Source organism: Photobacterium sp. GB-210 (assembly GCF_003026075.1).
Taxonomy (GTDB): Bacteria; Pseudomonadota; Gammaproteobacteria; order Enterobacterales; family Vibrionaceae; genus Photobacterium.
This window is the reverse complement of the sequence record NZ_PYNU01000002.1, coordinates 1-12,617: the sequence shown is the minus strand read 5'-3', so window position 1 is coordinate 12,617 and position 12,617 is coordinate 1. Positions and strand designations below refer to the sequence as shown.

Genomic DNA, 12,617 nt, shown 5'->3' with positions numbered 1-12,617 from the left:
AAGGAGAGACAGACGTCCCTCCTTGTTCATTTATTTAAAAGGCATACGCAACATTAAAGCGGATATCACGACCCGGCTCGCGTGGTGCACTCGCAATAGCGTTTACATCACCGTAGCTAGCATGATCACGATAATCTTTATCAAAGAGATTTTTAACTGCCAGAGAGAGTGTTAACTCTTCACCCGATAATGGTTGCCACTGGCTGTAAATATCATGAACGGCATAACCTGGCTTTTCACTGTAGTTAGTGACGTACTCTTCACCTTTATAGATTTCAACCACTTCTACTGCATCATCAAGACGAGCAACATAGCGACCTGTATAACCAATTAACAAGTTATCAAATACATAGTAATTAATATCCGCAACCCATGTATCACCTGTCGAGGTACCAATACCAAAGTTCTCATCAATTAAACGTTGACCATCAAGATCCGAGAGAGAGTGATTGAAGCTTAATGACATACTTAAATCATTGAAGGTGTAGCCAGCACGCGCAGTGAAACCTTTGGTTTCTAAGTCGCCTTGATTTTTCGCACTTTTACCGACCACATCGTCAATTTTATTAATGTACGCCGTTGCTGATAGATTTAGACCGCCGTTTACCCAGCTAGCCCCCACTTCGGTATTATGTGCTCGCTCTGCTTTACGGTTTGGATCTAACTCAATATCAGTCATGAATGAATCTGGGATCTGGGCGCCACGGAAAGCTTCTGCGTAACCGGCATAAACATTCAAACCCGGTATAACGCTGTAGTTCAGGCTAACATTAGGGCTAAAGCCTGAATGATCGACTTCTGTACCGTAAGAATCTTTTAATTTATATGTATCGTAACGACCACCAACACTTAATAGTAGCGGCTCAACAATACGGAAATCACTCTGTACATAGACGCCTGCAACAGTGCCTTTAAACTCATAAGTATCTGGGCTATAAGCTAAGAATGTGCCATCTGTTATATCTTTACGGTAATCAACACCATACGTAACAGCAAACAAGTTAAAGCTACTCGTGTTGCGAATATCACCACCATAGCTGTGTGTTTTCGCGATATTATTTGTTTCACGAGGTACGTCTGGACGACTCTTATGCTTTAGCTCAGTTTCGGTGTTATATGCGGTAACATCAAGATCAAGGTATGGGTTATCAGCAGGATTTAAACCGTAATTCAGCGTGAAAGTATCTCGGTTCATCTCTTGGTCAAGCGGGAAATTCTTTCTACTTTCCGCCCAGTGAGGTCGGAAGTTACGATACGCTTCATCACCGCGGTGATCATAACTTAAAGTGATTTTCTGCGCGTCAGTAATATCACCAACAAGTTTAATAAAGCCAACTTTGTTTCGTGCTTCAGTAAACGGCTGCTCGTTACCATCGCCATCTGTGTAGTTACCTAAATCGCTATACACCATAGTAGCAACAACGCTTACGTTGTCAGTAAGGTAACCATAGCCGCTGACGCTCGTTTTATATCCTTTCGTATTATCATAGTAGCCCGCCTTCACTAAGCCACCAAAACGTTCGTCACCTTGCAACATATCTTCAGCATCTTTGGTTTTAAAACGAATCGCACCACCCAGTGCCCCCGCACCATCTGTCGCACGTCCAGCACCCGCCGCAACTTCAACTTGTTTCAATAATTCTGGTTCTATTGATAAACGCCCTTGGTGGTGAAAAATATTGCCTGATTGAACAGCACCATCAATAGTCACGTTTAGCTGGCTATCTTCTAAACCACGAACATAAATCTTTTGAGCAACACCAGTACCGCCACCGATGCTGACTTCGGGATCTGTGCGGAAAATATCATTGATATCGTTGGCTTGTTGTCGTTCAAGCTGCTCAGAATCAATAAACACTTCTGTCGCTTGTAATGGGTTACCCATTACAACCATTTTTTCATGTTCACCTTCTGAGTCGGCAACCGCAATTTGTGTAAACAACGCACTTGAGACAGCAACCGTTGTCGGTAGCAGCTTGAATTTGCATCCTTTCAACATCTTAATTTTCCATTGTTAATGATAATAATTATCATTATTTTGCTTCTACGCACTAAGATGTAAATGCTTTTTACAATTGTTACAACCACACAACTAATTAATTACTATGAAAAAAGCCCTTACCTTTCGATAAGAGCTTTTTCCTTATTAACTAAAACTGTAACCAACGCCATGAGCCGTTTTCAGCCGCTCAACTGGCATACCTGCCGATACTAATTTTCGTCGAACTCGGCTTAAGTGCATATCTAAACTGCGGTCATATAAGCTAAACTCACGTGACAATACCTGTCGGTATAAATAGTCTTTACTCAATACTTGATTTTGTTGAAAAGCTAATGTCCAAAGTAAATTAAATTGAATTGGTGTCATTGATAATGTGGTTTCTTTATAACTTACCGCTAAACTTTGCTTATCCATTTTCAAATCATCAACAATTAATAACTTGGTTTTATTTGACGGTAATTGCCGCTGCTGAATACGCCTTAAAATCGCAATAACACGACACAAGACTTCCTTAATCGGCTGTTTACGTGGAATGTAATCATCTACACCATGGAAAAAACTGTTTACGCATTCAGTATCGCTATAGTTATCCGCTAATAAGACAATAGGAATGTGAGAAACTTGCCGGCACTGTTTTAAAAACGTAAACCCTTTCATTTCAGGTAATTGATTAGAGACCAGCATAAGATCTACTGTCGCATTTTTATAAACGTTTTCAGCTTCAAGTGCAGATTGGCAACGTTTGATCACAAAACCTTCACGCCAAAACAGTTCAATTAACTGCTGACCATAATTATGCTCAGGTTCCACAATTAAGATTGTTCTTGAATGATGGACCTTATCTATATTCATGCCAATCCCTAGCTAAGTATCTGTCACTTTATTGATAATAGTTATCACTATCAGTTAGGTGACTGATAGTATACGAGCGTTTTTTTATAATCAATGCCTATTTATCGAAATCAGTTAAATAAAAATTAAAACTAAAACAGTAATTCAGCCTGTTTTATATTCTCACCAAACCTATCCAATGCTTTTTTGTCATTTATTAAGATTTGCTTTACATTATTACCGAACCACTCAAGTGATGCGGTTGTATTTTTATTTCGAGATAATCCATCAATAAAATGTTGATAATCTAATACCCCCTCAAATAAAGGTGTCATTCCTTCACGGCTACCTGCTGGCGAATAAACGTTATCAGGTGAAAACACGTTTAAATATTCTCGGGAAGCGATATTTTTTAAGTGGTAATGATCGACATAATCACTAATTTGATTGTGAAAATAATTAATGTCAGCACCAGATTCCCAAACATGTAAGCTGTCAAAATTAATTTTTAAAGCCGGATGGTAAACCTCATCTAAAAGCTGCAGAATCGATTCTGTCGTATCCGCTAAAGTATTGGGATGGGTTTCAACAAGTACATTTAACCCTTGGTGATGCGCGTATTCACAAATATGACGTAGTCTTGTAACCAGCTTTTCTCGGTCATTTTTATTAACCTTATCGCTGGCTTGATGCCCCGCAAAAGTACGTATTTTATTTGTGTTCCAATAGTTCGCTAACTTACAAATATGCGCACACTTTTGTTGAGTAACGGTTAGATCCCCCACTAAGGGTAAGTAATCACTTAGCATCGAAATCGAGAGTCCCATTTCCTTTAACCATTGCGCATCATATTGAGGTTGTGACTCCAGACTTATGGCATGTACCCCCCAAAGCTCGATACCTTGAAAGTCATGGCTTCTTGCCCATTGCGCTAAGTGTTCTAATGACATTAATTGATGACGAAACGAAATAGTACAAATAGATAATTGCATATCAGCAAACCTCCATAACAGAATCACACGGTAAGTCGTTTAACTCACACCAATCGGAATACATATCAAATAACCCTTTCTTAATACGTTTTTCTGTTCTGTCTTGCTTATCCAACAAGTATTGAATACCTGTATATAAATTAAGATCTTTGGTTTCTGCCATTTTCATTACTTGATACTGAATACTGGTATAGGTCTGGATTAATTCTTCAATCACATCACACCAATATTCAAAATCATCATCACTTTGACCTAACGCTCTGCCAAAATAAGCAAAGCCATGTTCGTAAGCATATTTACGCACCGCGATAACTTTTAATTCACGTAAAGCAAGTGGGAGATCTGACAAACTAATCCCCTGCGTTTCATCAAGGTGAGCTTGGATAATTTCACGAACGGCATTTGTTAGCGGGTTTTTATCTTCAATAAAGCAAAGCTTGAAATAATCTTGCACCACATGTAACGGCGCATCGTGCAGAGCATTTTCATTAAAAATATACCCTCCCTCAACGGTCGGCTGAGAGATCGCATTTTCAATGCGATCTTGTGAAATTTCACCTTGCCAACGAAAGTCAGGATCCCACATCATCCAGTGCTCTGGCGTCTCTGTTTCCGTCAACATAACGTAATGGGGAAATGGGTTCTGATTAAATTTATTTTCACGCTCAGGAAGGTGATAAAGATCGAGCATCACCATCAAGTGCTCTGAGTTCGATTTATTACCAAGTAACGCTCTCATGGTGGCTAAATTCGCGAGCTTGGTTTTCTCACTGTCATACCAAGCGATAAGCTCGCCACCAAACAAACGTTGGTACCAATCAATAAATAATTGGTGATTAATGTCGTCACTATGGTATTGCAGTTGGTAGCGCTCACTTACATCAAACGTCGCATCCCATACCGCAAAATAAAATGGTCGATGATCAATGCCTTTGCTCTTTAACGCTTCACATACACAACTAACAAAGCAATGTACTTTTACATCTTCAAATTCAACCTCAGGCTCTTTCGGTGCGAGCTCTGACTCATTGTTAACTTGGCATAGGAAATCGGCTAGGCTCGCAACTGTCGCATAATCTGCAGCTGTAATATGTTGCTCTGGTACGGTCAATCCTAAATCGAGCTCTAAATGTAAAATAAGCTGAAGTATTAACACTGAATCTAAATACAACTCTTCATTCAACTTTGCTGATGGACTAAAAAGCGCCATATGGCTATTTTGCATATTTTCTTCAAGCACTTTTTTGATAGCTTGGATCATCTCTTCGCGCTGCATTTTTCTTCCTTAACCAATCGCTGCAATTGAAACACTACTTTGTGAAAGCGCTTTTCGATTTATCTTTCCGTTTGCCGCTTTTTCGATAATCTCGCGCTGCTCTATATCAACGGGTAACTGGTGATTCGCTAAACGCGTTCCACACCATTGACGAATCCGGCTTGGTTCAATCATTGTGTCAGCCACAAACTGCAAACACACACGCTCACCAGATAACTCATCGGCACGCTTAAACACCACCGCATCTGTAATTTCAGCCAATTCCATCACAACGTTTTCCACATCTTGTGGATACACATTCAGCCCAGAAACATTGATCATGTCATCGCTACGGGAAACGAAACATAACTGCCCTTGCACATCAAAAAAACCAAGATCTTGAGTATTAATATCAAGCTTATTTTTGGATACGATGATCTCTTGCGGGGAAGTGACATCACTCCCTGCTGATACCCTTAAATGTGGAAGTGGAAAGCCCATTTGATTGGCATATTCAGGATTTTCACAGACGGCAATACAACCGGCTTCAGAACAACCGTATTGCTGGAATAAATACTGACTTCGTACCTTTATCGCTTCAAACCAGGCTTGCGGTAGCACCGTTCCTGACGTCATCACAGCATGTAGTTGTTCTTGTTTGGGATAGAGCTGTACGAGGGAATGCAGTAAGTTTGGTGATGAATAAAGCAAGTGCTCACTATTCTCTAAGCATTTTCTCAATAGGTATTTAGGATTAATGTTGGTTATGATCACTGGCACTAAACCACGCTTAAGCGCGACAAGTACGCCACAAATTAATCCATAAGAGTGGGTAATTGGACAAGCAATTAAAGGGGTCATGGACTGAGGTGCAGCAAAGCTTGCCACATAACTTTCAATTTCTTCATCAATAGACAACCAAGAGCGAGTGATCACTTTCGGCTCACCAGTTGTCCCAGAGCTAGTTTGTACTAAAACCGCTTGTTGATCTTTATCTTCTCTTTTTAGCGTCAGTCCCGTCTGCTCAATATCAAAAATAACGATATGACAGTTTGCTTTGTCTGCTAAACGCTTTGCCGCTAAACGCGGAGTCGTGGCTAAAATAGGATAAAATGAACCACCATTTCTTTTTAAATATAAACAAAGTGCTAGCAACTGAGCAGGATTTTGTAGGCACACGGCAACGCGTTTTCCTGCACAGTCTTTTAACTGAGGGTGCGCTGAAAATATTTGGAAGCACTGTGAGAAAAAAGCACTATCGATATAATCATCGTTAACGTAAATCATAATATCCCTATTATTTAAAAGCGCACGAAAGCGCATTCGACACGATATGGTGACACTCTTGTTTCTTAGCCTGAAATTTTCGAGCTAATAATGATTCTGTTGCAATTGAAGTAGATTGGTAATCGAGTTGAGCTATCCGATCAGCAAGCTCTGGATGCGCTGCACTGTATTGTTCGAGCTTATTCTCAACCAGTTGCCAGAACTGCCTTTCCGTTCCACCGTAATGCCATTCAATAAGGTGAGAAACCTCTGCAAGGTTATAAATGAATAAGGTATCCATCACTAATTCGCGCAGCAGCTCTACCGAACTCATGGCATAAAATATATCTAGAGGTGCCTTGGCTAAGGTTGGTTCTAATAATGCTAAATCAGGTGCTGGAAAATCAGTACTAAGGAACGCAGAGTGGTATTCAACACTTTCATGAAAATCACGAATAATAATCTTTTCAGGCCAACCATTGCGGTGAACCAATACCATGTTTTGTCCGTGCGGCTCCGTTCCCACCCCATACTTGACCAATAAGTGCCAAATTGGGATCACTGCCACCTCGATAAGTTGCGAGAGCCACGGTACTAAGCCATATTTATCAATCCAATGATCAATGAATGGCTGACCATCTTGCTCGACCATCATCAACGCATTAAATGGTACCGCCGTTTGCTCAGGTGATAATTTGTTCTCTAAGCTTTCTCTAAAAATAACCGCCAGTTGGTCACTTAAAGGATCACACTCTACCGTTTTCCCTAACGGTACATAAATCCCGCCAGCGTATTCGGCTAATATGTCTAATCCTGACAACTCAGGATCTTGACTAACAATGGTTTCAAGCCATGTTGATATCTCTGGTGCCAAGCAAACGGAATAACCAGCTAAGGTCCGCTTAGAAGAGGTGTTCACCATATTCAATGGCAATTTGATATTGGCTTTTGCTTGATTCGTTACATTGAGTAAAGTTCTGACCGATTGCGAAGCAACATATTGGTCTCCTAACTCTCCCAAATCGATAATAATTTTCTGCTCAAGTAAAGATGGAAAATCTTCTTTGTGTAATTGACGCCACTGCCAAGGATGAACAGGCAATAAAGCATACTCCTGCCAGTTACCTTGCTGCTGAGATAAAATAAAACTCAATGTTTGCCAGTGATCTTGATCTAATTCACTAGACCAAAAACGATCATGCTCATCAGGTAAATGTGAACGAAAATGTGTTCTTTTTATCGCGATCCAGTGCAAACAAAATGATTCCCCAGCTTCAGGTCCATAACATTGATGATCAAGAAAGTTAAACCCTGTTCGCGCTTTAAAAGAGGGGTGATAAGGATGTCCTTCATCAAGTTGTGCTTCCAACTCAATAAAACTTGCCTGCCGACGTGAATCACGAGCTGGAATATTGTCTTGATTCCAGCGACACAAATTGGAGGTTTGTTTAAACTCTTCGATAATAGATAACTTAACTTGCTCAAGGGCAGGCAAATCTCGAACAATATCTTCCCAAGATTGCGAGATAAGCTGAGGCTGACCATCAATCGTTAAGGTTGAAATATCTAAACGATAACGCCCAAAAGCGCCAATATGACCACGAACGTGATAATGCTTTTCCGCCATGATCCAAGTAAACGTGTTGTAACCATTCTCAGAGCCAACATCAATTTCAACCAATTGTTCAAACATGATAGCTTCAAAAAGTTGCTTAATGATTCTCTGTTCAGGTTCTAGCGTAAGACAATTAGGCAATGGCATCTGATACCTCCTTTTTCTGATTTGTGGTATCAGCTGTTATAAATGGATTATCGATGTAGCAATAAATCGCCTGTTCGTTCTCAACCATTAATTCATCGACATCGTGGACACGTGTCAGTAAATTCGCTTTCATTGCCCATTGCTTATTGGTCAGTAATTGCTCGACAAATAATTTACCGCCACCCAGTAATGATTTATGTAATGCGGTGAGCCGTTGCTTAACAAAATTCAGTAATAAAGCTTCATCAATAATATGATCAGCGCCTAGTCGACCAATAATCGAAAAGAGATGGTTGATCATTAAATAATAAGTGAATCGCTCACAGATCATTTCATCATCAAAATACAAGTCATGAACACGGCTAGATTCAGGCTCCATACCTTCTAAATAACTGCGGTAGCTTTTTGATAAATAGAAACCTTGGTTATCTCGGAAATAATAATTCGATGGATAACCAGTCTCTAATTGAATAACGCTATTTTGTTGGTGTGCTTCTAACGCAATGCCATGCTCATCATACAAACGGATCATAGGATCTATCGCACAATCCCAATAGCGGGCAAACCATCGCATCGCTACATGAGATTCAGAGCAATGCTCTTTCGTTGCCAACTCAACAATAATAGAGGCTAATAACGATGCTTGATTTGGCAGCGGATCTTGTGTCAATGCAGCAATAGTAAGAACATCCTGATCTTGATCCGCCTGAAATGGATTTTCTCGAATAATCGTTTCAAAACCACTTTCTTCTCGCTCTGGTAATAATACGGTGACGTATGCAGGATCTGTCACAACATTAAAGCTAGGATAATCACCACTAAATCCCGTCTTACGATATAACCCAGCCATAACTACGCCAGCATCAAGTTCATGACGTTTATTTACTCTAAGAGAATTCGTAATTTTTACAGGTATCGAAAACTTATACATCCAAGATAAATGCGCACTGTATAGCGATCTCACAGAGGACGTTGCGGTGAACTTACAACCATGCTGTCCGCTATCAATAATTAGCCCCTGAGTCATTAAATCCAGAATAGCAGGATCATGTAATAATTTTTGCGCTTGCAGCGGATGCATAGGCAAGACTATAAACTCATCTGAAATTTGTAAGTCTGCGGTTTCGAGAGAAGAAGCAATGATCTCTTCAGCTGAAATTGATAATGCTGAGCGCTGGCAAATCAAAGAGCGGGCAACATTAAAGTAATGAAGTGCAAACTCCCCTTTTAATTCAGGCGCATAATATTGATGATGAAAATCAAGCATCCCTTGACGACTTTTAGGCGTCGGATGTTGCCAATGTCCAAAAGCTAAACTCTGTTCAGCATCAATAAAACAGCGAGAAGGCGGTGCATTTTTTGTCATATTTTCCGCCAAAAAATACTCCATGAGCGACATACTTTCTAACAGGCGAATCAATAGTTCCTGTTTTTTCAGTGACATTGTCTTTTGCTCAAAAAATGAATCTAAAAGCGTAATTGCAGCTTCTTTTTCAGAGATGGTATACCAATTTTCATCATTATTTTTTAACCAGATATCACCAAAAGTATGGCGACCAACAATGGTTTTATAAGTCACTTCAACGGCTATAACTACATGTTCTATAGGTAAGTTTATTTCAATAATCCACTGACACGATGGTGAACAACATAATTCATTTTTCTCCATCCACGCATCAACTCGGTACCATGAATCTTGCTTACATTCTTTTAAGTAACAATTAAAGAGGGCCTGAAATGAAGCGACTTCAGCTATTTTTTTTGCTGTTAACATCATGTTGAACCGACTATTTATTGATAAATAAGAAATTAATTAAAGATTCTTAATGATATTAATTCTCATTTCAATAATGATTACATTTGTTACACAAAAATGTATGCAGCAGCAAAACGTGGCACTTCAACGCTCGTACTTATGATTGAAACGCTTCAAAATGGACATTAAGCTCATTCATAAAACATAAATTCATGACGTATAACAAGGTCACTCAGGGCCCTATCATTAGTACTTTTTTCCTGTTTGCTTTTCCTGCACTCATTGCATTACTTGCTATCACCACTGCAAGTTTGGTCGATGGGATCTTTGTAGGAAAATATCTAGGTTATGAAGCTTTAGCAGCTATCAATATTCTTATTCCTTACATCACATTCATGTTTGCATTGGGTCTAATGGTGGCTATTGGTGGGACAGTAACTGCAGGAAAATTTATCGGAGAAGGAAACTATAAAGAGGCTAATGGTATTTTTACCTTATCGTTAATCTCTATTTTTTTATTCGCTACCTTGATGGCGATTATTAGTTTATTTTTCAATGAGACTTTATTTTTATTTCTTGGTGTTGATGAACAATTAACCCCCCTTACTCAAGCTTACTTCCAAGTAATATCAGTCGTACTCATCATTCAACTAACCACGATGGTTTTATATTATTTTGTACGCGCAGATGGCTTTCCAACGCTAGCAACATCAGCTTTAGTCTTGGGCTCTGTCGTTAACATCATGCTTGATGTCCTTTTTCTTGGCTATTTTCAGTGGGGAATTCAATCGGCCGCTTGGGCAACAGGTATAGCACAGATAATACAGTTATTAGTGCTCTGTACTTTTTTCACTAAGAAACAAAGATTAATTAAATTTAAGCTCTGTTATTCAAGCGTGAAACCTTACTTCAGAGGGCTACTTAATGGGATTTCAGAATATATCAATGAAATTTCTGTTGGTATTGTTATTTTCACTATTCATTGGCTATTGATGAAAGAGCAGGGCAATACTGCTATCTCAGGCTTCGCTGTCGCAAACTATATGTTATTTATTAGCATGATGCTGTTTTACGGCATTATCGATGCTCTTCATATACTGGTAAGCCAAAACTATGGAGCAAGAAATTTCACACGCATCAACCAATTCATGCTTTTAGCTACCGTTACCGTGATAAGTATTAGTACACTATTAATATTAAGTGCGCTGTCAGGATCAGATTCAATAACGAAGCTTTTCATTGAAAATACAGAGTCTGACGCCTATCAATTGGCATTAAGTTATATTGGCGTTATATGGCCCTGTTTTATCTTTAGCGGAATAAATGTCTTACTATCTTGTTATTTCACAGCGATGCATTGTCCTCTTCAATCATCTATTATCGCTTTATCAAGAGGGTTAGTTTTACCTGTATCACTACTTCTACTCTTCACAAATTTTATTTCAAGCATCCCGTTTCTTTTTGCTTTACCTATCGCAGAGTTAAGCACTTTTATTATTGCATTAACGCTTTACCTTCGTTTCCAACACAGCATAAAACACAAGTCTAAGCTGGTAACTATATGATGCTTATCAATAATCAGTCATACAAAAAAGCTCTACTGAGATCTTAAATAAGTGGTCGAAAGTGCTGGACTTGCCTAAGCTTCGCAATAAAAGCTTAACTACACACTATCATTTCCACTTTCTACAGACGAAAAAAAAACTCGCTATCACTAGCGAGGCTTCTTAATAAGTGGCGGAGCGGACGGGACTCGAACCCGCGCCCCCCGGCGTGACAGGCCGCTAAGCCCTCCAATAAAGAGCCTAACCAACTGAACTACCAACTCACTCAAATACATTTAACTCATTTATTATAAATATAAAAAAGCCCCAGTCTTTCGACTAGGGCTTAATATAAGTGGCGGAGCGGACGGGCTTGCGCTCAAGCGGGACTCGAACCCGCGTTCCCCCAACGTGACAGGCCGCTAAGCTCTCCAATAAAGAGGCTAACCAACTGAACTGCCAACTCACTCAAATACATTTAACTCATTTATTCCAAATGTAAAAAAGCCCCAGTCTTTCGACTAGGGCTTAATATAAGTGGCGGAGCGGACGGGACTCGAACCCGCGACCCCCGGCGTGACAGGCCGGTATTCTAACCAACTGAACTACCGCTCCGACGAACATGGATGTTCTAATATCGCGAAGCCATGGATGGCTAAGAGCGATAACACCACATGCGATATCCATAGTTCAAATAGATATCTATTTTTGCTTTCGTCTTTTTTTAAAAAGATGAAAACGAATTGGAAGCCTGGCGATGTCCTACTCTCACATGGGGAGACCCCACACTACCATCGGCGCTATTACGTTTCACTACTGAGTTCGGCATGGGATCAGGTGGGTCCATAACGCTATGGTCGCCAAGCAAATTCGACGTGAAAGGATTCACTAATATCGCGATGCCATGGATGGCAAGGAGCGATGTGACCTAACACTAAATCTGGAAATTATCTAACTAGTTGTTCTCAATACTCATTCAAGTATTTGTAGAGTCCGATGCTTCTCTGATGAGAAGTAAAACCCCTTGGGTGTTGTATGGTTAAGCCTCACGGGCAATTAGTATCGGTTAGCTCAATGCCTCGCAGCACTTACACACCCGACCTATCAACGTTGTAGTCTTCAACAACCCTTTAGAGACCTTAAAGGTCTAGGGATGACTCATCTTGAGGCTCGCTTCCCGCTTAGATGCTTTCAGCGGTTATCGATTCC

General features: G+C 40.0%; 8 protein-coding genes, 1 tRNA gene and 2 rRNA genes. 1 reads left to right on the top strand and 10 read right to left on the bottom strand.

The features are described 5' to 3' along the window. Positions 1-34: 34 nt before the first annotated feature. The 7 genes from C9J38_RS03740 to C9J38_RS03710 form a co-directional block, all read right to left on the bottom strand. Entirely contained in the window at positions 35-1,999 is a 1,965-nt protein-coding gene (locus tag C9J38_RS03740; protein ID WP_107205940.1) for a TonB-dependent receptor domain-containing protein, read from the bottom strand. A gap of 147 nt (positions 2,000-2,146) precedes the next feature. Continuing rightward, positions 2,147-2,854, bottom strand: a complete 708-nt coding sequence (locus tag C9J38_RS03735) for a response regulator transcription factor (protein ID WP_107205939.1) — start codon at positions 2,852-2,854, stop codon at positions 2,147-2,149. A gap of 131 nt (positions 2,855-2,985) precedes the next feature. Then, positions 2,986-3,825, bottom strand: a complete 840-nt coding sequence (locus C9J38_RS03730) for a sugar phosphate isomerase/epimerase (RefSeq protein ID WP_107205938.1) — start codon at positions 3,823-3,825, stop codon at positions 2,986-2,988. 1 nt (position 3,826) lies between these two features. Then, on the bottom strand, positions 3,827-5,101 hold the full coding sequence (locus tag C9J38_RS03725) for a DUF6005 family protein (protein ID WP_107205937.1): 1,275 nt from the start codon (positions 5,099-5,101) through the stop codon (positions 3,827-3,829). A 9-nt stretch (positions 5,102-5,110) separates the two neighbouring features. After that, positions 5,111-6,367 carry an AMP-binding protein gene (locus tag C9J38_RS03720; protein WP_107206454.1) on the bottom strand — a complete coding sequence of 419 codons (1,257 nt, stop codon included), beginning with the start codon at positions 6,365-6,367 and terminating at the stop codon, positions 5,111-5,113. Positions 6,368-6,377: 10 nt separating this feature from the next. Next, positions 6,378-8,108, bottom strand: coding sequence for an IucA/IucC family siderophore biosynthesis protein (locus C9J38_RS03715; protein WP_107205936.1), 1,731 nt, complete (start codon positions 8,106-8,108; stop codon positions 6,378-6,380). Continuing rightward, positions 8,095-9,885 carry an IucA/IucC family siderophore biosynthesis protein gene (locus C9J38_RS03710; RefSeq protein WP_107205935.1) on the bottom strand — a complete coding sequence of 597 codons (1,791 nt, stop codon included), beginning with the start codon at positions 9,883-9,885 and terminating at the stop codon, positions 8,095-8,097. The genes C9J38_RS03715 and C9J38_RS03710 overlap by 14 nt, the downstream gene beginning before the upstream one ends. Before the next feature lie 191 nt (positions 9,886-10,076). Here C9J38_RS03710 and C9J38_RS03705 point away from each other — a divergent pair, with 191 nt between their 5' ends. Then, the gene (locus C9J38_RS03705) at positions 10,077-11,429 is read left to right on the top strand and encodes an MATE family efflux transporter (RefSeq protein WP_107205934.1); all 1,353 of its coding nucleotides are present in this window, start codon (positions 10,077-10,079) and stop codon (positions 11,427-11,429) included. 517 nt (positions 11,430-11,946) lie between these two features. Here C9J38_RS03705 and C9J38_RS03700 read toward each other — a convergent pair. From C9J38_RS03700 to C9J38_RS03690, 3 genes are all read right to left on the bottom strand, one after another. Next, positions 11,947-12,023 (bottom strand) — tRNA-Asp (locus tag C9J38_RS03700). A gap of 134 nt (positions 12,024-12,157) precedes the next feature. Further along, positions 12,158-12,273, bottom strand: a 5S ribosomal RNA gene (gene rrf / locus C9J38_RS03695). Between the two features lie 170 nt (positions 12,274-12,443). Next, positions 12,444-12,617, bottom strand: a 23S ribosomal RNA gene (locus tag C9J38_RS03690); the annotation flags it as partial.